Below are 23,275 nucleotides of genomic sequence, written 5' to 3' on the forward strand. Positions count from 1 at the left end.
AAATCCCCTCATATTGTTTTCGTTTACATTGCATGCATACAATTATTTTTAAGATTTAAATCTATTAACTAAATTCTAACATTTACCATTTAAATAACAACCATTCAAATTATAGAAAAAAATAAGAAAAACTATAGATTAATATATTTTCCTATTTTTATTATCTTCTATACCTGACATTCTATAAAAATAAGTATTTACTCTATCTCTCCATTCCCTAGCATTAGATAATTGCTCTATTAATTTAATTCTAATATTACTATATATTTCTTTATTTAAATCATTTTTTATTTCATCTAATTTTTCTAAAAATATTTCAACTAAGGAATAACCTTCAAAATGCGAATCATATATATGCTGAATTACAGTTTTACCACTTTTCAACAAATGATTGTAGTCTACATTATGAAAAAATAGTAATAATTCATCTGGGCATCTATTTATATTTTCATAAATTTCTTTTAACGGTGAATTATATTGATTTATATATTTTGTACCACTTTTTATAGTTCTATCTATTCCTATACTCTTACAATCTGCTCTATTATAGGTACCCCACGGAGAATATTCATATCCATCAATATCTGGACCATAATGATGCCCTGGTGAAACCATCCATCCAACTCCTAAAGGTGAAGTATAATCTTCATAAGTTTTCCAAGAATTTAACAAAATAAAACTAATATTATTTACAACTTTTTCATTATTTCCAAAGGTAAGTCTTATCCATTCATCTACAATTTCTTCACTTGTTATTTTACTATTCCATATTAATCTTCCATAACCGTAAAGATTTCCTTGGGCTAAAAAGTTTCCAGTCCAATTTAAATCATTTCCAATGTTAGATATTGCAGCTATACCATTTATTCTCTCTCGTACCTCTTTAGCTTCGCCATTAGCATAGGTATTAAATTCTAAAATTTCTTTCCACCATGGTACTAAGAAACATATATCTTTTTGTTGACCTGTATATTCTTGAGTTATTTGAAGTTCCAATATTTTATTGGTTTTATCCATTGCTCCGAATAAAGGTGAAATTGGTTCTCTAACTTGAAAATCCATTGGTCCATTTTTAATTTGTAAATATACATTATCTAAGAATTCTCCATCTAAGGGATTAAAGCAATCATAAGCAGCCTTAGCTCTATCAGTTGAATAATCACGCCAATCCTGTTTGCAATTATAAACAAAGCATCTCCATATTACTATTCCTCCATAAGGCTTTAGAGCTCTTCCTAACATATTTGCACCATCTGCATGATTTCTTCCATAAGTAAAGGGACCAGGTCTTCCTTCTGAATCAGCCTTTACCATAAATCCACCTAAATTAGGAATTAAATTATAAACAAAGTTCGCTCTATTTTCCCACCATTGAATTACATCTTCTTCTAGTGGATCTGCAGTACTTAATTCATTTAAAGTAATAGGAGCTGCAAAATTAATACTAATATATACTTTTATTCCCCACTTACTCATAATTTCATTAAGTGTTTTTATCATATCTATCTTATTATCTATAAAATAAGTTTCCTCTTTATGAACATTGGTATTATTTACAACAATTCCATTTATACCTATAGATGCAAGTAATCTAGCATAGTCATTGATTCTTCCTAAATCTTCTGCTAAACCATATTCATCATTAAAAGCTTCACGTATTAAATCACTGCTAGCAGGTATTCCAATAATTTTCATTATTTCTTTTATTTTTTCTTTATTTCTCACACTTTCAAAAAATATTGAACTTCCAGCAAAGCCTCTTTCAACTGTTCCATCTATGTTATCCCACTGATTTATTAATCTTAATTTATTTTCTGGATTTTCTATTATTGAAGCTTCATATATTTCTTCATTTTGGTCTAATAATCGTAATAAATGAAATACACCATATAAAATAGCATTTTCATCATAACCTAAAATACTTATATATTCCTTATCCTTATCTAAAGAAATCTTTTTAATTTCGTATCCATTTTCCTTTAAGACTTCATTTTTTTCAATTCCAAGTTTAATATAATTATTTTCTTTTATATCCTCTTCATTTAAATATATATTTTGCACTATTTCTTCATGAGAAGTAGACTTTATTGCTTTTTCTAATTCTAATAGTGCATTGTTTATAATATCACTAGATTTTGTTGATAAATATATATTCTTTAGATATTCTTTATACTTACAATTTTTTATTTCTCTATAAGTAAGCCATGCTCCATACATATTATTATTTTTATCTACCATTGAAATCTCCTTCATAAAATAGAAATCTAATTCTATTAATTTTTTACTTAAATTTTAATTTTAATGGATATTTATAATAAATTTTATCATTTAAAACTTTCATTAACAACAATACATATTATAGGAAAAAATACTAATAATTTTAAAAATAAAAAACATCGTAGAAATTATAAAAATCTACGATATCTTTATTATAAATATATTTAAATTCCTTCTATATCTATTTCACATTCTTTTAAGTTAACTTTTTCTTCAATGTTAACTTCGTACAATGATTTTTTAAATAATAGCATTGCAATTATCATAATTACAGAAGAAATCAAAAAAATACTAGAAACATTTATTTTATCAAAAAGGTAGCCATAAATCATACTACTTAAAGGAGATGCTAACATACACCCAGTTGAAACTACTGTTGATACTCTTCCTAAAAAGTCTAAAGGAACTATTGATTGAAGTCCTGCACTTACAAAAGTATTTGCAATGCCTATAAACATACACATTAAAAATGTAATTATGAGCATCATTAAATATAAATAAACAATAGAACCTTGAATATTTACTAGTGATTTTAAAGCTACAATAGAATAAAGGGATAAAAAAACTGATGCAAGCATTAAGCTTATATATATATTCTTACCTATAGAATATTTCCTTGAAAACCATCCTACAATAAAAGTTGCCAAAATCATACCTAATACTCCAAAAGTATCTATCATACCATATTGAAAGTCAGATACTTTTAATATAATTTTACTTATAAATGCTGATCCAATTGTAAAGGATCCTAAAGCAAAATTTAATATTACAGCTAAACTTACTATATTTATAATATCTTTTTTCTTTAATATGAACTTAATACCATCCTTAAACTCATTAGCAAATTTATTTAAAGATAATTTTCCTTTTGACTTTATATTTCTAGGTATAACTAGAAATACTTCTGAAAAAGCTGAAATATAAAAAGAAATAGCATTTACTATAAAAACAGCTTCTAATCCAAAACTTCCATAAATAAATGCAGCAATAGCTGGTGAAATTACATTACCAATTGCCATTAGCAAAGAATTTAATGCATTAGCTTCAACTAACTCTTCCTTTTTTGTTATAGTTGGTATTATTGTTTGAAGAGTTGGATTATCTAATGTAGAAATCAAAGAAAGTAGTATGACTAAAATATAAATATTAATAAGTGACATTTCTCCAGTAATGAAATAAATAATAGCAAATATACTTACCACTATACTGCTTGCTAAATCTAAAAATATCAATATATTTTTTCTATAGAACCAATCTACAATTACTCCTGATATAGGTGATAGTATTAATCCTGGAATTAATGTAACTGCAAGGATAGATGCAAATTTAGTTGCTGATCCTGTTGTACTTAAAACAAATAATGATAATGCAAAACTTTGCATATTAGAACCAATTAAAGATGTAATTTTCCCGAACATTAAAAGTGAAAAATTTTTGTCTTTTAAAAGTTTAAATTTCATTTTTCCCCCTTTTCACACTATAAAATGTGTATTAATTATAAATTTTATTAATCGTAACATTGTTTTATAAATCCCCAATAAAAAACCAATATACTTTTAATATGCTATTATTATATCGTAACATTGTTATATTGTAAATACAATTTAAAATTTTAATCATATAATGAAAAAAGGTGAATTCTATGGAATCCACCTTTAGTTAGTATAAGATAATTGCTTCTTTGCAATCTTCCAATTCTTAATTCTATAACTATGCTATTACTTGAACCTTTCTAACTTCCCCTAGCTTTTGTTCTACTAATTCTATAAGCTTAATCTTATCAGCTTCATTATTTACAACATCCATAGTATCCATGTCTATAATTAATACTTCAGATGCATTATAACAATTTTGAACCCAATTATCATAATCTTTCCATAAAAAATGATAATATTCTCTTAAGCTATCATCAATTTCAAATTCTCTTCCTCTTAATGCTATTCTATTTAAAACTGTTTCAAAAGATCCCTTTAAATAAACCATAACATCAGGTGCCTTCTTTGGTAATTCTTCTAATTCCTCTAACATATTATGTAAAAGGTCTTCATAAATTTTCATTTCTAGCTCATTTATTCTTCCAAGTTCCATATTTTTCTTAGCAAAATACCAATCTTCATATATAGATCTATCTAAAACATTATTATTGTTTACTAGTGCTTCCTTTATACTTTTAAATCTTGTATTTAAAAAATAAAGTTGTAATAAAAATGGATATCTTCTTTTTTGAATTTCTTCTTCACTTTCGCTATAGAATAAAGGCAATATAGGATTATCATCTACACTTTCATAAAATACATCTGAATTAAAATGATTTCCTAGAATTTCAGCAACAGAACTTTTACCAAGTCCAATCATACCTCCAACAACTATCAACATGCTTCACCTATCCTTTACTTTTTGTCTTTCTCTATATTACATAATAAAAAATTCACTTTCAAGTCTTGACTTTTATTATTTATACTAAATATGGTGTCATAATTTAAATTAACACTATATATTGTATAATTATATAAATATTATACCTTCCTTAATATAGGAATTTTCAAGTAATTAAAATATAATCTCTACATATATACAAAAGGAAAGGAATTTATAAAAGGTTATGAATAGTTTAATCCTTTATAAATTCCTTAAAAATAATTATATTTATAGTCTACATTAAATTTAATATTTCTTTCTTTATATTAATAAATTCTTCACTAGTAATAATTTTTTCATTTCTATCTTTAGGTAAGTTAACTTTAATTTCACTTTTTATTACAGCCGGTTTTTCAGATATAACATATATTTTGTCTGAAAGAAATATAGCCTCTTCTATATCATGAGTTATAAATAAAATTGTAGTATTCATTTTTTTAGTAAGATTTAAAAGCCAATTTTGCATCTTCCTTCTTGTAATAGAATCTAATGCTCCAAAGGGTTCATCTAAAAGCATAATGTCTTTAGATGTTAAATATGTTTTTAAGAAATTAGCTCTTTGCTTCATGCCACCTGATAATTGAGATGGATATTTATATTCAAACCCACTAAGTCCAAAGTCATTTATATGTTTCTTTACTTCTTCCCTAGAATCCTTCTTATTTTTACCTTTAAAAATAAGCGGAATACCTATATTATCTATTACCTTCTTCCAGGGAACCATCATATCCTTTTGATACATATAGCTTATATCACCATTTATATTAATCTCACCATTATCACTGCTAGTAATATTAGTTAATATATTAAATATAGTACTTTTCCCACTTCCTGAAGGTCCAAGTATTGAAATTAGCTCTCCTTCATTAACTTCAATATTAATATTCCTTAATATTTCCATGTTATCAAAGGATTTAGAAACATTTTTTATTAAAATCTTATTTTGATAAGAATTCATTTGTATAAGCCTCGCTTGCTTTCATTTCCTTATTAATTAATTTATTATCGTACAAGAATTTAGTATAGTTATCCCATACACTATCCTTCATTTCTCCCCAGATCTTAGTATCTTCCATATACTTATCAGCTAGATATTTTTGACTTTCTATTGCTAATTCTTCACTTATTTCAGGTACCTTGCTTACTAATAATTTAGCAGCTTCTTCTGGATTTGCTATTGCATCTTCATATCCTTTTGTAGTTGCTTCTATAAACTTTTTAGCTAAATCCTTCTTATTATTAACTGTATCCTCAGTTGTAGCAATAATAGGAGTATAATAATCTAAAGCTGGATCTAAATCTCTAACTGGAATATAATTAATATCAAAACCTCTAAGCTTTGCTTCAATATTTGTCCAAGCTTCAAAGGTCCATTCAAAGTCTAAATTGTTTTTAGTTGCTATAAAGAAATCTTCTGTACCTGCATCTACCATTTTTAATTTAGTAAAATCAGCTCCGTTTTTCTCCATAACAGCCTTTAATATTGCTTCTTCTGATGGACTTCCCCATCCACCGTAAACTTTATTTTCAAAATCTTTTACAGTTGCTATCCCCTTTTCTTTAGGTGATGCAAAGCCAGATGTATTATGCTGTATTATAGCTGCTATTGCCATAACTGGTAATGGAGTCTCTGATGTTCTAGCATAAGTTAAATCTTCTTGATAACTTACTGCAAAATCTCCTTTACCTGCTGCTAATAGTTGAAGAGATGATCCTTCTGATGGTTGTATTATTTCAACATCTAAACCTAAATCTTTATAATATCCCTTTTCCTGTGCTACATAAAACCCAGTATGATTAGTATTAGGTGTCCAATCCAATATTAATGTAACCTTTTGTAAATCTAAATCTTTACTAGTTTCTTTATTATTACTACATCCTGTAAATAAAGTTAATGCTGCTACTGACGCTAAAACTACTGATAATAATTTCTTTTTTATCACTATTTCCACCTCCAATTAATTTTTTCTTTCTGTACTGTTTTTTTCATTATTCCAAGGAGTAAAAACTTTTTCCATAATTGAAACTAAAGCAAATATAGCCATACTTATAATAACTATAATAACAATTGCTGCAAACATCTTATCTAAGGCATAAGCACTTCTTGCTCTAGTCATATATACACCTAGTCCCTTATCTCCTCCTAGCCATTCACCAATTACAGCCCCCATAATACTATAAGTTGCTGCAATTCTCATTCCTGAGAAGAAATTTATCATTCCATAAGGAAGTTTTAAATGCATAAATATATTAAGTTTAGATGCTCCCATTAATTTAAAGTGATTTATTAAATCTTTATCTACACCTTCTAATCCATCCACTATACTTATTACTATTGGGAAAAAGCACACAATTACAACAACAATTATTTTTGGTAAATATCCAAAACCAAACCATATAATAAAAAGTGGTGCCAAAGCAATGGTTGGTATAGTTTGTGATATTACTAAAACTGGATAAAGTGCTTTCTTTATAAGTGGTAACATATCCATAATTACAGCTAATATTATAGCTAGCACAATAGCAATTAAAAAACCTACAAAGCCTTCATATAATGTCGCTAATATATGTGGTATCATAATTTTAAAGTCACTAACTAAAACCTTAATTACATCTGTAGGTGTTGGCATTATATATTTTTCTATACCACCTGCTCTAACAACAACTTCCCATAAACTTAATAAAATTATAATAAATATTATAGGTGCAAGTTTATTTCCTATATTTTTCGATTTTTTCATCCATAGTCACGCCTTCTTTTTTATAGTCTATTTTAACCATAGAACATACTCTTGATGCACCTTCTTCTGTACATATATCTTGAGCCTTCTTCACTATCTCTAGTAAGTCATCTAGTTCTCCCTCCATTGTAGTTTCCATTGCTCCAACTTCGTACTTCACTCCAGTAGAAGCAATATATTCAATAACTTTGTCCACCACAGGATAAATTCTTTCTTCAGTTACTGAAGGTATCACTTGAAGGCTTACATTACATAGTTCCATAAAATTCCCTCCTTTTTTTTCTATAATTAACTTAAATAATTTATCTTAAATCTGATAAAGTATATGGTTAAAAGAAAAAACAGCATCCTAATATAAGAATGCTGCTCAATAGCTTAATTTGTAATTGAAACAATACTAATCTCCCTACGTTGGCATTATCCAAATCAGGTTTATGGGTCAAAATGGTCACAACTTTATCTCAGACAGTTCCCTGCCCCCCCAGTTAAATTATTAAGTTTATATATCCATTTTATTCATTTTGGTTATTAATGTCAAGGTAATTAATAATAATTATTATTTAGCTATTATCTAGTAGTTATTATTACTCTATTTTCCTTGATCCATATATAACAACTAATGATGGTATTTGAATAAACAATTAATTTTTCATACTCTTAACTCATTATTTAATAACTTTTTTAGATTCTCTTCAACAATAATCAATAACTCTTCCATTTTAATCTCTTTAAAATTAGCTACTTTTCCATAAACTTTTATTATTTCACTTGGATATCCATAATCTCCGTTAACCCATTCCAATGCAGTTGGACCATCAGTTTCTAAAAGTAATTTATCCATTGGTATTTTACTCAATACTTCATAAGTTTTTTCTGAATATCCCATATCTACACTAATAGTAAAATAACATCCAAGCTTAATAAGCTTTTCTAAAGTGCTCATACCACCACTATACCAGTGGATTATCGCTTTATTATAATTATATTTTTTAAGAGCCTCATATATTTCTTTTTCTGCATCTTTAGTGTGAAGACTTATAACTTTATTTCTCTTTATGCTTTCTTCAAGTATAAAATTAAACACTCTTCTTTGTGTCTCAAAGGTACTTTTGTCTTCTACCCAAAGATAGTCTAAACCTATTTCACCTATCATTTCACTTTCCTCAATATAGGGAATAAGGGCCTGAAAATCTCCTCTATACTCTGCAGCCTTCCAAGGATGTATCCCAAAGCAAGGTTTAATAAATTCACTTTTCTTACTGTATTCTTTATTTTTAATATAGCTTTCTATATTCATACTATTTGCTAAAACTAATATTTTATTTTTATTTATATCTTCAATAGCCTTATCTATATTATTTTCAAAAAAATCTAAATGTGTATGACAATCTATATACATGTATCCTCCTTAATAAAAAAACAAACCTTTAGATAAGTATTTCTGCTATATATTTATTTTTATATTCTTATATATAATTTTTTATATCTTTAATAATTTATATATTATATATATTATATCATTTATATTTATTTAATTAGAATACTTCAATTTAATTGGAGAAACAGTGGCAATTCATTTATTATAAAAGTACTTTAGCAAATTCTATATTATCAAATTCCTTTTCTTTTATATATTCTAATGAATCAATTAAATAGCTTTTATGATGTTCTATAGTTTTAGAGAAAGATTGAATAAATTCAACTATACTTTCTTTAGATTCCTGTTTATTATATAGATATTTTCCAACCAAATAAAATCTAATAAATGAATATCTTGTTAAAAGCATAATATATCCATCAAATATTGATTTAGATTCAGAAAATGGGAAAATATTATTATATATGAAATTCACTAAATAATTTTCAAAAATATAGCTATTATTAATAAAATTTTCATTATAATCTTCAAATGCTTTTATGTATAATCCTGAATGTTCACTTATTTCAATATTTTCATCAAACTTTAATCCAGCTATAATTTCCCTTGTATATTCTTTAAAAGAAACGCTATCCACATTTTTAGATACATTTAAAAACTCTAACATTTTTTTGAAAAAATCAATTTGAATAAGACAATTTAATTTATTTTTTTCATAGCAATCCTTACCTAAATTTATATCATAGTTTTTAATAAATTTAGATACATTACCATAATTATATTTAAGTTCATCCTCTAATTTATTTATAAAATCACCTAATATATAAAGCCTTTCACTTAAATTTAATTTTCTATTTTGTATTATTCTAATACTAAGGTCTCTAATTTCTTTGAAATACTTTATTGGTGACTTATTATATTTTTTAGATTTAGTATCAATCTCACTTGATACTATATGTTTTCCTAAGTTTTCTTCACTTTCTTTAAATTTGATTCCTTCTTCCTTTAATAAAAGAATTCTTGCCGCTTCAGGGCAGGCTACATCAAGGGACATTTCATAATATCCATCTATTTTATTAATTATTCTAGGAAAAGATGTACAAACATTTGAAAGATATTCTTCGCCAATCTTAGAATAAATAATGCAATAATTTTCTTCATCCAAAAAAGGACACCTTTTATCACCCTTTAATTTTATTTTTCCATAATCAATGTCATAGCTTGTACAATAATCATTATTATGAACATTTTTTTGAAACATTCTTTTCATTTCTTTGTCTTGAATTCTATAATATTGTTTGAAGGTAATCTTATCTATATCTATATCCCAACCAACACAACAGCTATCTTTGCAGTTTCCACCTATACACTTAAATTCTTTAAAATATTCTGGGTATCTCATTTTATATTTTTCTCTCATAGTATAACTTCCTTTTCAAATTAATTACTTAAACTTTCCTATTAAATACTTATTTTACTACAGTATTTTAAATTTGTCAGATATACCTTTTCTTCTATGTATAATAATAAAACCAATAGCCTATATGTACCCTTCTAGGAATAGTGAGAAATCGAATTTCAATACAATATCCTCATACTGCTATTCCTAAACTTTAGTATATAAAAAGCAATATATTATCACTATTCTTTAAAGATATCCTTTTTATTAATATAAAGTTCAAAAAAAGACCTTCTAATAAGTTAATAAACTCAATTAGAAAGCCTTTTATATTTAAAAAATTTTATTATTCTTATTATCTTTATATTTTTAAAACAATTTTAAGCTGCAACTTCTATATCTTCTGATTTTGAATTTTTACTTTTTATAAATAAAGCTAAGCAAAATGCTGCAAAAGCAATTCCTGCAGGATATGCAATTGTACTACTAAGCTTAAATCCTTCAGGTGCCATTAAAATATAAGTTAAACTTACTGCAGACATAAATGTTGCTGGTACTGCAGCTACCCAAGAATTCTTTTTATTTTTATAAAGATAAACTGCTCCTGCCCACAATGCAAACATAGCTAATGTTTGATTACTCCATGAGAAGTACCTCCAAATCATTTGCACATCCATTTGAGTTAATATTGCTCCAACACCTAATAATGGAACTGTAAGTAATAATCTCTTTGAAATACTCTTTTGTTCTATATTAAACCAATCTGATATAACAAGTCTTGCACTTCTAAAGGCTGTATCTCCTGATGATATAGGGCAAGCAATAACACCTATCATTGCTAATACTGCTCCTGCCCCTCCAAGTAATTTATGAGTAATCTCGTAAACAACAGGTCCTTGTCCACCTAATTCTTTAATTGCATTTTGTAATCCCCCTGTTGAACCATAGAAAGCACAACCTGCAGCTGCCCATATAAGAGCTATAACCCCTTCTGCAACCATTGCTCCGTAAAATATTTTTCTACCTTCTTTTTCTGTTTTCATACAACGTGCCATTAATGGTGATTGTGTTGCATGGAATCCAGAAATTGCTCCACAAGCAACTGATACGAACATCATAGGCCATATAGGTGTTTTAGATGGATGAAGATTAGCTAAGGTTATTTCTGGGATTGCATATCCTTTAAATATAATTCCACCAATTACTCCTAATGCCATAAATATTAAACTAAATCCAAATACAGGGTAAATCTTTCCAATAACCTTATCAATAGGTAAAAATGTTGAAAGGAAATAATAAATAAGTATTACAACTAACCAAAAAGTAAAATTTAGTGTTTTTGGTGTAAGCATAGCTAAAAGTGCTGCTGGTCCAGTTGTAAAGCTAACTCCTACAAGTACAAGTAATACTATTGAAAATATACGCATAACTTGTTTCATAAAAGGTCCTAAATATATTCCAACAATCTCGCCAATTGTAGTACCTTTATGACGCATTGATATCATTCCTGATAAATAATCATGAACAGCTCCTGCAAATATTGTACCAAAGGTAATCCATAAAAATACTGATGGGCCCCATAATGCCCCTGCTATAGCTCCATAAATAGGTCCAAGACCTGCTATATTCAATAGTTGAACAAGAAATATTCTCCATGTAGGCATTACTACATAGTCACTTCCATCTGCCAAAGTAACTGCAGGTGTTTCTCTATCATCTGGCCCAAAGTTTTTTTCAATGTACTTACCATAAATAGCATACCCACCAATTAAAATTGCTAAACAAATAAAAAAAGATACCATTAAAAATTCCACCTCTCAAATATAATTCTTGCAACTAATTATCCTTAAAAGATAAAATATTTTTCATCTTTTAAAGTATTATTTACACATTAATTTTATCACGACGCTTAATGTAAACGTTTATTTAAGGTGTGAATTGCTATTTTTAATGTACAAAATGTATATTTTAATGTTTCAAATGCAAAATCCTTTTTAGCTCCTTAATTTTATTTCTACTTACAGGTAAAAAAGCATCCTTAACTCTATTAACTTTTATACAATAAGTATTATTAAACCAAGGATGAATTTCTGATATATACTTAAGATTAATTAAAAAGCTTTTATGAATTCTAAAAAAGCCTTTATCAGCTAATCTTTCTTCAAAATAGTTCAATGTATTACTATCTTTATATATTTCATTTTTAGTGTGAACTATACACTCTCTATTTTCAGATTCAATATAAATAATATCTTCAATATCAATCATAATAAACTTTTTATCTAAATATAAAGGAATTTTAGTAAATAATTCTTCTATATTCTTCTTATTATTTTCAGATTTTTTATTATTATATCTCTCTAACATCTGTTTAACTTTTGCTTCTGAGAAAGGTTTCAAAAGATAATACATTGCTTCTACTTCAAAAGCTTTATCAGCATAATTATTATAAGCTGTTGCAAATACAATTTCAGTACAAGGTAAAACTTTTCTAACCATTTTAGCCAAGGTAGTTCCACTTATATCACCTAAATTAATATCAATGCAAAATAAATCGTAACTTTCATTTGATATAGCCTCTAAAACTTCTTCTCCATTAGAAAATTCAGAAATCACTACATTAGGAATAATTTCTTTTATTAAGAAAATCAACTCACTCCTTGCAGGTTTTTCATCATCAATTATTGCAACCTTCATGATTTACATCCCCTTTTCCCCTCATTGGAATATATATATTTATTTTAGTTCCTTCATTTGATGTCGCTATATCTAAGCCATAATTCCTTCCGTAAAGATAACATAGTCTTCTATGAACATTTATTAATCCTATATTCCCTTCATATGTTGTCTTTTCATTTAAGCCTTTGATAATCTCTATAGGAATACCAAATCCATTATCTATAACAGATATTTTTAAATTACTGTTGTCTTCTTTGATAATTATATTAACTATCCCTTGTTTTCTTTTCATTGCTCCATGAATAACAGCATTTTCAACTATAGGTTGTAAAATTAAACAAGGTACTTTACATTTTAAATTATCTTGCATTTGAATATCTATACTTAATCGATCTTCAAATCTAGCTTTTTCTAACTGCAAATAAGCTTTTACATAATCCATTTCCTCATTTATATCTACTAATCCCTCTTTATTTTGAATAGCATTTCTAAAGTAAGTTGCTAAATCAATTAACAATTCTCTTGCCTTGCCAGGTTTTTCTCTACAAAAAGCACTAATTGTATTAAGAGAATTAAATATAAAATGTGGGTTTATTTGTGATTGTAATGCATGAAATTCTGCTTTTTGCATAAGCTCTCTTTGTTTCTCTGCTTCTAATAATTCATATTTAGTAGATAAAAATGAACTAAGCCCTTCTGCAAATTTTATTTCTGGATCTAGGGAAAGCTTATATTTATCAGTAAATATAATAAAGCATCCAAACACTTGTCCATTTTTTATTAAAGGCGCTCCAATAGCCACTGCATTATCTAATACTTTACAAAAAGCATCACCTTCTTTGCTTTCCTCTTCTAGACATACTGCTTTTTCTTTTAGTACCTTTTTTGCTATTTCAGGTAAATCACTTTTATTATCTATTGAAAATTTTCCTTTAGTATAAATTACTTTTTCAGCATCTGTAAAAACTAAACCTAGTTTTTTTGAAAATTTTAAAATAATTTTTCCTATTTCTTCGCAACTTTTTTCATTATATTCTCCTTTTTCAATAACAGGCAAACATAGTTTTGTTATATCAAAGGCTAAACTCATTTTCTGCCCTAGTTCGTACTCTTGCTCTATAAATATATGCTTAAAGACACCAATAAATAAAACTAATCCAAAAGAATTAATAAATACCATAGGAAATGCAATGCTTTTAACTAATTCTAAGGCCATGTCAAAGGGTTTTGAAATTATAAGTATTACTATCATTTGAAGAACTTCAGCCATAAAAGTTATTAAATATAAATTAATTTCCCTATATTTTTGTCTTTTAATATAACTTGAAAAAAATACAGCTATTATTCCTTCTAATATTGTTGATATACAACATGCTAATGCAGTAAATCCATTAATATCAATAGTATATCTATGTATACCAGCTATTATTGCTGTTCCTATTCCAACTATTGGTCCCCCTATAAATCCTCCTGCCATAACTCCAATTACTCTTGTATTAGCTAAAGCTCCCTTTACTCCATATCCCATATAAGTTGATAAAATACTTATTGTACTAAAAATTATAATCATAACTAACTGATCTTTTACGGTATGTTTTTCACTTACAAGATATACTTTTATTTTATTAAATCTAGCTAAAATCTGGGCAATTACTACAAGAAGCCCAATACTTAAAATAATACTCCTAATAATTTCTATATTCATTTTATCCTCTCCAAAACTTATATACTTATCCCACATATTAAATATTAATGTATTTTGAAAACATTTTCAATTGATTATTTATATATTCAAATAGACTGTAAAAGTTAATTATTAAATTAGAATTAATAAAAGGTACCTAACCCTTAGATTACTCTTAAGGTTAAGTACCTCTATATTAATTTAATACTGCTTCACTAATTTTCTCTTTTTTATTCTTATAATTAGTTAAAATAAGTATAAACTTGTCTATTAAAACCCCAGTTATAAAAACTGCTAATAATGAATATATTCCTTTTTCTAACCCAAATACAATTCCACCACAAATAGTAACTACTATATCTACAAATAATAATGAAATCCCTATATTAAAGGTAGAATACTTATTTAATATTTTCGCTAATATATCAGTTCCACCTGTTGAAGCATTATAATAAAATGCAGTTGCTAATCCTAATGATATTAGTATAGCCCCAATTAAAACTGCACTTAATAAATTATTTGTTAAGGCTCTAGCTTTAAATACTCTATCTAATATTTCAATAACAACAGATAACATAACACTGCCGTATATTGTTTTAAAACCAAAATCTCCACCAATTATAAAAAATGCTATAACATATAAAATTAAATTTCCAACAAAAATTGTAATACCAACAGAAAGTACTGGTACAAAATGATTTATGATAAGAGACATACCACTTAATCCACCAGCTGCTAAATTATTTGGTGAATAAAAATACTGTAATCCTACAGCTACAAGTATTACTCCAAGGGTAATCATTGTATATTCTTTCATAACGTCTAAAACTTTTCCATTTGTCATTTGTTCTTCCTCACCTTTATTCTTATCTGTATTTTTAGCTAAAGTTTATCATTATTAACATAACAAGATTAACAGATTTTTTATTCAGATAACAGTATTTTTATAAATTTTATTAATTTTTCACAAATAACTCTATTTCTTAAATATTTTTTTATAAATTATATAATTTATAAATATAATTCATAAATTTTAAAGCAAAATATTAAAAATAACACTTCTAACTATATGAATTTTTATGCAAAAAGTGAATTTATTACTATAGTTAGAAAGTAAAAAGGGGCTGTTTCACAAATTAATAAAATCACTGAAACAGCCCTTATACTATATTATATGTTTGTTCTCTTAGCTATATAAGGTAATATTAATCCTAATGCAATTAATATAAATGGAGTTATAATATTTAGTACTAATTGGAATACATCTTCTGAGTACATTCCCCCTATACAAGCAAAAGCTGTAAAAGCAAAACACCAAGCTCCTAAAATAATTCCTAAAGTTCTATTCTTAACAAAATAATACTCTCTTTCGAATTTTCCTCCAACCTTTTTTAAAGCTATATATGCTACAAATACCCATAAATATCTTAATGGCATACATACTGCATTTAACTTTACTAACCATCTAACTAATTCATCTACACTTCCAATTCCTATTGCTGGAACTATGATTAATATAGAAACTATAACAAAAATCAACTTAAATCCATTAGTATATGCACCATTTTTATTTCTTACAAATAATTTTTCTGGAATAAATCTTCTATCTCCACTATCAAGTAACATACGCAATGGAGCATCAATTGAAATAATTAGAACTGCAAATTGTCCAATCATATTAGTAATTGCATAAGCAATAACAAATAAATTACCTACTCTATAATACTCACCTAACTTTTGGAATGCATAATATGCCCCATTAGTCATTAAGTCCTTAGGAATATTATTTGAATCGAACATCATTCCTAATGATATTGTTCCAAGTATTGCTGTAACTGCAACCATAATAGCTAATGCTATCATTCCCTTTGAGAAACCTTTTGCTGGATCCTTCATTTGATTTACATATGGTGATATTTTTTCACATCCTCCAACAGCAAAAACTAATATTGATAGGCTTGTGAAAAAGGCCATATCAAACTTTGGCATAAATGTACTTAATGACCAGTCAATTTGATTTAACTGAACATTTGTAATTGCTGGTGCTGCCATCATTAATAAAATAAATAGCATAGACATTACAAACATAGAAGTTCCAGCTAAAGAAGATAATTTCTTTAAAGGATTTAGCCCCTTTGATGCAATGTACATAGCAATTACAAATATAACTAAACAGCTTATTTGTAGTAATACTGTGTTCATCTTACTAATTCTACTATCTTGGAATATAGCCCAACTAGTTGCAATCATAAAGCTATTGGGTTTTTGAGAAAGGTACGGCATATGTACAATCCAATATGTCCATCCTGCATAATATGCTAGCTTAGGCCCTATAGTTTCTCCAACCCAAGAACTAACTCCACCTCCATGACTTTTAAATGCTGATCCTAATTCTCCTACCATTAATGCATATGGTATAAAATATATTGCAAAAATAATTAACCAAGCTACAATTGCTTGTAGTCCATTATATTCAGAGAAACCGTTAATTACATTACCGAATCCCCAAACACCTGAAAAGGCCATTAGTGCAAGAGTATACCACATGATTTTTTTTCTTTCGTTTTCTAGCATAATTTTAACCTCACTTTAATAAAATAAAAAACTACAACTATGATAGTATCATAATTGTAGTTTTTTTTCATTATTTTTATACATTTTATTATTAATATTTATCAAATCTATTACTTTATTCTTGATAAATGAATTGGAAATCCTCAAATACTACTAACATATCTTCAGTAATTTTATTCCCAATTTTTATTTAACTTCATATATCTCATAATAAACATCATCTATTTTTTCTCCAACATCTACTTTTTTTGTTTTTACATAACTTACATAAAATTTATTTTCATTATCACTCCATGCTATTACAGATATTCCATTGCTACTACTTCTATCAGGTAAAATTGAATTAGTTAGTTCTTCAATATTAGATATTTTAAAATTATTATCTATTCGTGCCAAGCTTACATTATAATTTTCAATATAATCAGTATCCATATTTGAAATTACAATGAAATTTCTATCTTTACTAATTTTGAAATAAGAATAATCATATTTTAATTGTATTTGCTTTTCTAATTTCTTTGTTTCTATATCGTAACTCCAAATACCATAACTATCTTCTACATATCCTGAAAAAAGTATATTATTATTACTATATACTACATCTCCTGTAACTCTAACCTTTATTTCACTATCCTCATCAAAAAACGTTGTTAATTTATTATTTTCAATATAGCCTAAAATGCTTACTTCTTCATTTGCTGTATCAACTAAAGAAACATAAATTTTACCACCTTCTTCCATTATAATATTTAATCGTTTATTTTCAATATTGCCTATCTCTTTTCTATTTATCTCATAATATTTATCATTTACTGTGTCAATTATCCATAGTTTATCATTACTATTATCCATATAATAAATATCTAAGTTTTCATCATAGCTTTGCTCAAACCTATTTATATCTCCATTAGTCTCTTCTATTAATTTTTTATACACTTTAGATTCTTTCAAATTATAATTTTCATCTAATTTGTATACTTTATCATCCTTTAGAATTTTAACTTTTTCCCCTGTACCCATATACCCTGTAAGCAATTGTCCATTAATCTCTTTATTTTCCCAAGTAACTACATTTCTATTATCTTTTATTTCATCTGTAATTGTTCCTATTGATAAAGTATCAATATATAACTTTGGAAATTGAGTTTGATAAATTGTATCTTCTCCATCTCCATAATATTCACTATATTGGATCCCAATTAATTTTTCATCAGATCTTAATATTGCTCCTTTTCTACCTCCTACAAGATTCTCAGTTGTAGCTATTTTAGTGATATTAATTTTATTATTACTATTTGCTGTTGATTTTGCATCTTCATCAATTATTACACTATCAATAACCTTATCTTCACTTGAAATTTTATTTGTACAGCTTGTCATTATACTTGATGTAATAAGCATTAAAACTATTAATAACTTTTTATTTTTCATATTATCTCCCCTTTCATACTTTAATTTTATCCAAGTCTTATTTTTAAACTTGTTCTAAATTATTTCCAACGTGTAAATTTTTAGGGAGTTCTATAATAAATTTTGATTTATCATCCTTTAATATAAGATTAATATTTCCTTTATGTCCCAAAACAATATTCCTACAAATATATAGTCCCAATCCATTTGAATTCTTAGATGAAAATCCTTTTTCTTCTACTTTTACAAAGGGTTCAAATATTTTATCTTTTAGCTCATACGGAATCTTCTTTCCTTTACTTAAAATTGAAAAATATAAATTGTTATTAACCTCTTTTGTTTCAATTATTATATTGCTCTTTTCATATGAATATTTAATTCCATTATCTATTAAATTACTAAATAATATTATTAAGTATTGTTTATTTCCTCTAATATTTACTTCTTCAATGTTTGTAATTATATCTACTTGCTTTTCTTTTATTTGTAATGACTTTAAGCTTATTAAATCATCAATAATTTTTTTTATGTTAACCTCTTGAAATGAATATTCTTCTAAATCACTGCTCTGCTTTGAAATATTAAGTAATGACATAACTAATTCATGCATTCTATTACTTTCAGATATTATTCTTTTTAAAGCCTTTTTCTTAAATACTTCATCGTTAAAATCATCTTGTATTAGGATCTGTGCATAACCTGAAATATTAGTTAATGGTGTTTTTAATTCATGAGTTATATTTCTAAAAATATTTTTTTCCTGATTATCCTTAAACTTTAACTTTTCATTCATATCATTAAAACTATTTATAAGTACACCTATTTCATCCTTAGAAATACTCTTTATTTTTTCAGGATAATCTCCCTTACTAATTTCTAAAAGCTTGTCTTTCAATTTAATTATAGGTTTAATAATTGATGATGATAAAAAATATATACATATAAAAATTATAATAAATAAGATAGAAACCATTATATTTATAATAGATTTTATATTTAGATTCCTTAAATAATCATTACTATAATCTTTAACTAAAACTAATACACCAATTTGATTTTCCTCATTATAAATTGGAATACTTAACTTACCCAGTACATTTCTATTTTTATTTATAATATCTAATACTGTTTTATTATTTTTAGTATTTTCAAAGGATGGTGGTAAATCCTTTATAATATTTAAATCTATACTTTGTCCATTATTTATTCCATTAGATATAACTTCACCATTTATATTGTAAAAAATCCCTTGACTATTAACTCTTTCAACAATAAAACTCATAACTCTGCTATTAAAATCCTCAGTATTCATTTTATTTTTATCAATGCTATTTAAAACTGTATAGTCTTCTAAGTTCTTTCTTGATATTTTATAAACATCCTCCATATCCTTTACTACCAATTCTTTAAAGCTTTTATCAAAGAATTTATTTAAAAGTAGATTAAAAGTTATAAGTGATAATATAAAGACACTTCCTAGAACTAATCCATATTTTTTTCTAATTGTTAACATTTTTCACCTTTAACATATACCCTACACCAAATATTGTTTCTATTTGAAATTCCTCACCTAACTTTTGTCTTAACCTTGTAATATGAACATCTATAGTTCTAGAATCCCCCAAATAATCATATCCCCAAACTAAATCTAATAATTGATTTCTAGAAAAAACCTTATTATGATTCTTTGATAAAAATAAAAGTAAATCAAACTCTTTGGGTTTTAATTGAACTTCTTTCCCTAAAACACTTACACTTCTGCGATTTTCATTTATTTCTATATTATCTATGATAATTTCCTTTCTTTCTTTTAAATCAGATATTTTCTTAAATTCATCTATTCTTCTAAGTGAAACTCTAATTCTTGTAACTACTTCTCTTATATCAAATGGCTTAGTTATATAATCATCTGCACCTAGCTCTAACCCCAATATTTTATCCATAATATCTACTCTAGCTGTAAGCATAATTATAGGTATTTTGTAACTAGAGATTTTTCTACATACACTAAAGCCATCTGTATCATTTAGCATTATATCTAATAGTATTAAATCAGGCTTAAATATTTTTATTTCCTCATCTGCTTCTAATCCATTAGGATTTACTTTAACCTTATACCCTTCCTTAATTAAAGCAAACCTAAGTATTTCACTTATATCTCTATCATCTTCTATAATTAAAATTTTTTCTCTCATCTTATTCTCCTAAAGTTTTCCTTATATCCATAATATAACACAAATATTAATAACCTTTACCAAATTATTTCCAAGTTGTAAATAGTTATATATATTATACATTTTAATTTAAAATTTATAAACAAAAAGGAAGCATCAAGCTTCCAAATAATTTTAAATATTATTTATATCAAAAGATATTTCTATTCTCTTATTTTTAGGTTCTAATCTAGTCATCTTAACTCCAGCAGCATTAAACATTCTCTTTGATGCTTTTACAATATCTGTATCAGAATATTTATCTGATAAATAAACTACTTCCTTAATTCCTGATTGAATTATTGCCTTTGCACATTCATTACAAGGAAACAAAGCAACATATATCTTTGAACCTACTAAATTAGTCCCTCTACTATTTAATATTGCATTTAGTTCAGCATGAACTACATAAGGATATTTTGTTTCAAGCATATTTCCTTCTCTACTCCAAGGGAATTCATCATCTGAACATCCTCTAGGCAATCCATTATAGCCTTGACTTAATATCTTATTATCATTATCTACTATACAAGCACCAACTTGAGTGCTAGGATCCTTACTTCTCATCCCTGCTAAAATAGCAACACCCATAAAATATTCATCCCAAGAAATATAATCACTTCTTTTCACTTAAATGCCCCCTTATTGCAATTAGAATATTATAATTAAGCTAATTATTTAGTATATTATAACTTATATATTACACAATTTAAATACCTTTATATCATAGACAACATTTACCACTAAGGTTAAAATATCTATAAGTACTAAAATATTATTTTTAAAAATGAAATGGCGGTAATATACTATGAATAATGAATTCATATCAAAATATAAATATATAGACTTTATTTTTCTAGATACAATTAATTCCACTAATACCTTCTGCAAAAAAATAGGTGAAAAGGGCTTTATTAAAGATACTATAGTAATAAGTGATACACAAAGTGATGGAAAAGGAACGAAAGGTAGAGCTTGGATTTCTCCTAAAGGAAAAGGACTTTGGTTTTCCATGCTATTAAAGTCTTCTATAGAATTAAAGGATATAAACTTCTTAACAATTTTAACTTCTACAGCTTTACATAATACTTTTTTAGATTTTGGAATAAATACTGAAATTAAATGGCCCAATGATATTTATCTAAATTCAAAAAAACTATGTGGTATCCTAACAGAATCGAAAATTTCAAATAATAAAGTTGACTATATAGTTATTGGGGTAGGCATAAATGTTAATTTAGAATTAAGTGATTTTAATGATGAGTTAAAAAACAAAGCAACATCATTATTAATTTCAACCGGGAAATATTTCCATAGGGAAGAAATTTTAAATAAATTCTTAGAAAATTTTTATAAACAATATAATGCATTAATAAATGGAAATAAAGATAAAATTCTAAAAATATATAGAAATAATTCACTAATACTTAATAGAGAAGTTAACTTAGAATACAAGAATTCTATAAGAAAAGTTATCCCAATAGATATTTTAGAAGATGGTGCTCTTTTAATTAAAAATCTAAACAACTCCAATGAGAAAATAATTTCAGGAGAAATATCGATTATATTGTAAAGGAAAAAACTTCTCAAAGCTCCAAGCTTTGAGAAGTTTTTTCTTTAGTTTCAAAGGTGTGTAAATATACTTTTGCAGTGACTTGGATCTTGCGAGGTCACAAGCAATATAATATTTTCTACGAACTTATTGAAACTTATTGAAACTTTCTGAACCTTTGATATCTTTCTTCTAATAATATATCTTTAGGTTTATTAAGTAAAATTTTAAATTCTTTAATTAATTCATCCTTTATAGAAGTAGCAACTAAATCTAAATTTTTGTGAGCTCCTCCCTTTGGTTCTTTTATTATTTTTTCAATTATTCCTCTTTCTAACAGCTCATAGGCGGTTATTCCCATAATTTCTGCAACTTCCTTTGATTTTGATGGATCCTTTAATAATATAGAAGCAAAGCCTTCAGGTGATAATATTGAATAAACTGAGTTTTCTAGCATCCAAACTCTATCACCACAGGATAATGCAATAGCTCCACCACTTCCACCTTCTCCAATTATTATAGAAATTATAGGAACCGTAATTTTAGATATTTCCATTAAATTTCTTGCAATTGCTTCTCCTTGGCCTCTTTCTTCTGCTTCTATTCCACAATAGGCTCCAGAAGTATTTATAAAGCATACAATTGGTCTATTAAATTTTTCTGCTTGCTTCATTAATCTTAATGCTTTTCTATATCCTTCTGGGTATGGAGATCCAAAGTTTCTCTCCATATTTTCCTTTAGATCCTTCCCTTTTTGAATACCTATTATAGTTGTAGGTCTTCCATTTAGAAGACCTATTCCACCAACAATAGATTTATCATCTCTAAAAATTCTATCTCCATGTAACTCAAAAAAATTAGTAAATATTTTACTTATATAATCTAGTGCAGTTGGTCTTTCTATCATTCTTGCAATTACTAATCTATCATAAGCCTTAATATCTTTCACA

20 protein-coding genes and 1 riboswitch are annotated in these 23,275 nt (G+C 26.3%); of the genes, 1 reads left to right on the forward strand and 19 read right to left on the reverse strand.

Annotation, left to right across the window (positions count from 1 at the left end; genetic code table 11):
• Positions 1–138: 138 nt before the first annotated feature.
• From ACFYH6_RS12830 to ACFYH6_RS12915, 18 genes are all read right to left on the reverse strand, one after another.
• The gene (locus ACFYH6_RS12830; RefSeq protein WP_416178801.1) at positions 139–2,238 is read right to left on the reverse strand and encodes an alpha-glucuronidase family glycosyl hydrolase; all 2,100 of its coding nucleotides are present in this window, start codon (positions 2,236–2,238) and stop codon (positions 139–141) included.
• 203 nt (positions 2,239–2,441) lie between these two features.
• Entirely contained in the window at positions 2,442–3,737 is a 1,296-nt protein-coding gene (locus tag ACFYH6_RS12835; RefSeq protein WP_416178802.1) for an MFS transporter, read from the reverse strand.
• A 250-nt stretch (positions 3,738–3,987) separates the two neighbouring features.
• Positions 3,988–4,653: a deoxynucleoside kinase gene (locus ACFYH6_RS12840; protein WP_416178803.1), complete on the reverse strand. Its 666-nt coding sequence runs from the start codon at positions 4,651–4,653 to the stop codon at positions 3,988–3,990.
• 277 nt (positions 4,654–4,930) lie between these two features.
• Positions 4,931–5,653, reverse strand: coding sequence for an ABC transporter ATP-binding protein (locus tag ACFYH6_RS12845; protein WP_316343488.1), 723 nt, complete (start codon positions 5,651–5,653; stop codon positions 4,931–4,933).
• Positions 5,634–6,638 carry an ABC transporter substrate-binding protein gene (locus ACFYH6_RS12850; protein ID WP_416178804.1) on the reverse strand — a complete coding sequence of 335 codons (1,005 nt, stop codon included), beginning with the start codon at positions 6,636–6,638 and terminating at the stop codon, positions 5,634–5,636. The genes ACFYH6_RS12845 and ACFYH6_RS12850 overlap by 20 nt, the downstream gene beginning before the upstream one ends.
• Before the next feature lie 15 nt (positions 6,639–6,653).
• A complete protein-coding gene (locus ACFYH6_RS12855) occupies positions 6,654–7,436 on the reverse strand; it encodes an ABC transporter permease (protein WP_416178805.1) in 783 nt (260 codons plus the stop codon).
• Complete coding sequence (locus ACFYH6_RS12860) at positions 7,408–7,698, reverse strand: MTH1187 family thiamine-binding protein (protein ID WP_416178806.1); 291 nt, start codon at positions 7,696–7,698, stop codon at positions 7,408–7,410. The genes ACFYH6_RS12855 and ACFYH6_RS12860 overlap by 29 nt, the downstream gene beginning before the upstream one ends.
• 124 nt (positions 7,699–7,822) lie before the next feature.
• Positions 7,823–7,930, reverse strand: a riboswitch (TPP riboswitch).
• 155 nt (positions 7,931–8,085) lie between these two features.
• Entirely contained in the window at positions 8,086–8,835 is a 750-nt protein-coding gene (locus ACFYH6_RS12865; protein WP_416178807.1) for a TatD family hydrolase, read from the reverse strand.
• Positions 8,836–9,016: 181 nt separating this feature from the next.
• Positions 9,017–10,234: a flagellin lysine-N-methylase gene (fliB, locus tag ACFYH6_RS12870; RefSeq protein ID WP_416178808.1), complete on the reverse strand. Its 1,218-nt coding sequence runs from the start codon at positions 10,232–10,234 to the stop codon at positions 9,017–9,019.
• Positions 10,235–10,593: 359 nt separating this feature from the next.
• Positions 10,594–12,015 (reverse strand): carbon starvation protein A, encoded by a 1,422-nt coding sequence (locus tag ACFYH6_RS12875; protein ID WP_416178809.1) that lies wholly within the window; start codon positions 12,013–12,015, stop codon positions 10,594–10,596.
• Positions 12,016–12,181: 166 nt separating this feature from the next.
• The gene (locus ACFYH6_RS12880; protein WP_316345153.1) at positions 12,182–12,910 is read right to left on the reverse strand and encodes a LytTR family DNA-binding domain-containing protein; all 729 of its coding nucleotides are present in this window, start codon (positions 12,908–12,910) and stop codon (positions 12,182–12,184) included.
• A complete protein-coding gene (locus ACFYH6_RS12885; protein ID WP_416178810.1) occupies positions 12,891–14,597 on the reverse strand; it encodes a LytS/YhcK type 5TM receptor domain-containing protein in 1,707 nt (568 codons plus the stop codon). The genes ACFYH6_RS12880 and ACFYH6_RS12885 overlap by 20 nt, the downstream gene beginning before the upstream one ends.
• Positions 14,598–14,772: 175 nt before the next feature.
• Entirely contained in the window at positions 14,773–15,420 is a 648-nt protein-coding gene (locus ACFYH6_RS12890; RefSeq protein ID WP_416178811.1) for a YitT family protein, read from the reverse strand.
• A gap of 326 nt (positions 15,421–15,746) precedes the next feature.
• Positions 15,747–17,150: an APC family permease gene (locus tag ACFYH6_RS12895; RefSeq protein ID WP_416178812.1), complete on the reverse strand. Its 1,404-nt coding sequence runs from the start codon at positions 17,148–17,150 to the stop codon at positions 15,747–15,749.
• Between the two features lie 186 nt (positions 17,151–17,336).
• Positions 17,337–18,581, reverse strand: a complete 1,245-nt coding sequence (locus ACFYH6_RS12900) for a hypothetical protein (RefSeq protein WP_416178813.1) — start codon at positions 18,579–18,581, stop codon at positions 17,337–17,339.
• A 43-nt stretch (positions 18,582–18,624) separates the two neighbouring features.
• A complete protein-coding gene (locus ACFYH6_RS12905) occupies positions 18,625–20,073 on the reverse strand; it encodes an ATP-binding protein (protein WP_416178814.1) in 1,449 nt (482 codons plus the stop codon).
• Positions 20,060–20,755, reverse strand: coding sequence for a response regulator transcription factor (locus ACFYH6_RS12910; protein WP_416178815.1), 696 nt, complete (start codon positions 20,753–20,755; stop codon positions 20,060–20,062). Before ACFYH6_RS12910 ends, ACFYH6_RS12905 begins: the two co-directional genes overlap by 14 nt.
• A gap of 153 nt (positions 20,756–20,908) precedes the next feature.
• Positions 20,909–21,403 carry a deoxycytidylate deaminase gene (locus tag ACFYH6_RS12915; protein WP_291708172.1) on the reverse strand — a complete coding sequence of 165 codons (495 nt, stop codon included), beginning with the start codon at positions 21,401–21,403 and terminating at the stop codon, positions 20,909–20,911.
• Positions 21,404–21,581: 178 nt separating this feature from the next.
• Here ACFYH6_RS12915 and ACFYH6_RS12920 point away from each other — a divergent pair, with 178 nt between their 5' ends.
• Positions 21,582–22,346 (forward strand): biotin--[acetyl-CoA-carboxylase] ligase, encoded by a 765-nt coding sequence (locus ACFYH6_RS12920; RefSeq protein WP_416178816.1) that lies wholly within the window; start codon positions 21,582–21,584, stop codon positions 22,344–22,346.
• A gap of 136 nt (positions 22,347–22,482) precedes the next feature.
• Here the strand turns inward: ACFYH6_RS12920 and ACFYH6_RS12925 are convergent, their stop codons facing one another.
• Positions 22,483–23,274: an acetyl-CoA carboxylase carboxyltransferase subunit alpha gene (locus ACFYH6_RS12925; RefSeq protein WP_416178817.1), complete on the reverse strand. Its 792-nt coding sequence runs from the start codon at positions 23,272–23,274 to the stop codon at positions 22,483–22,485.
• Position 23,275 lies beyond the last annotated feature (1 nt).

The organism is Clostridium sp. HCS.1, from assembly GCF_047900555.1.
GTDB lineage: Bacteria > Bacillota > Clostridia > Clostridiales > Clostridiaceae > Clostridium.

Excerpts from the sequence above, each read along its gene's own strand:
- ACFYH6_RS12830 (WP_416178801.1), bottom strand. The coding sequence starts at position 2,238 with ATGGTAGATAAAAATAATAATATGTATGGAGCATGGCTTACTTATAGA.
- ACFYH6_RS12835 (WP_416178802.1), bottom strand. The coding sequence starts at position 3,737 with ATGAAATTTAAACTTTTAAAAGACAAAAATTTTTCACTTTTAATGTTC.
- ACFYH6_RS12840 (WP_416178803.1), bottom strand. The coding sequence starts at position 4,653 with ATGTTGATAGTTGTTGGAGGTATGATTGGACTTGGTAAAAGTTCTGTT.
- ACFYH6_RS12845 (WP_316343488.1), bottom strand. The coding sequence starts at position 5,653 with ATGAATTCTTATCAAAATAAGATTTTAATAAAAAATGTTTCTAAATCC.
- ACFYH6_RS12855 (WP_416178805.1), bottom strand. The coding sequence starts at position 7,436 with ATGAAAAAATCGAAAAATATAGGAAATAAACTTGCACCTATAATATTT.
- ACFYH6_RS12860 (WP_416178806.1), bottom strand. The coding sequence starts at position 7,698 with ATGGAACTATGTAATGTAAGCCTTCAAGTGATACCTTCAGTAACTGAA.
- ACFYH6_RS12865 (WP_416178807.1), bottom strand. The coding sequence starts at position 8,835 with ATGTATATAGATTGTCATACACATTTAGATTTTTTTGAAAATAATATA.
- fliB (WP_416178808.1), bottom strand. The coding sequence starts at position 10,234 with ATGAGAGAAAAATATAAAATGAGATACCCAGAATATTTTAAAGAATTT.
- ACFYH6_RS12875 (WP_416178809.1), bottom strand. The coding sequence starts at position 12,015 with ATGGTATCTTTTTTTATTTGTTTAGCAATTTTAATTGGTGGGTATGCT.
- ACFYH6_RS12880 (WP_316345153.1), bottom strand. The coding sequence starts at position 12,910 with ATGAAGGTTGCAATAATTGATGATGAAAAACCTGCAAGGAGTGAGTTG.
- ACFYH6_RS12885 (WP_416178810.1), bottom strand. The coding sequence starts at position 14,597 with ATGAATATAGAAATTATTAGGAGTATTATTTTAAGTATTGGGCTTCTT.
- ACFYH6_RS12890 (WP_416178811.1), bottom strand. The coding sequence starts at position 15,420 with ATGACAAATGGAAAAGTTTTAGACGTTATGAAAGAATATACAATGATT.
- ACFYH6_RS12895 (WP_416178812.1), bottom strand. The coding sequence starts at position 17,150 with ATGCTAGAAAACGAAAGAAAAAAAATCATGTGGTATACTCTTGCACTA.
- ACFYH6_RS12900 (WP_416178813.1), bottom strand. The coding sequence starts at position 18,581 with ATGAAAAATAAAAAGTTATTAATAGTTTTAATGCTTATTACATCAAGT.
- ACFYH6_RS12905 (WP_416178814.1), bottom strand. The coding sequence starts at position 20,073 with ATGTTAACAATTAGAAAAAAATATGGATTAGTTCTAGGAAGTGTCTTT.
- ACFYH6_RS12910 (WP_416178815.1), bottom strand. The coding sequence starts at position 20,755 with ATGAGAGAAAAAATTTTAATTATAGAAGATGATAGAGATATAAGTGAA.
- ACFYH6_RS12920 (WP_416178816.1), top strand. The coding sequence starts at position 21,582 with ATGAATAATGAATTCATATCAAAATATAAATATATAGACTTTATTTTT.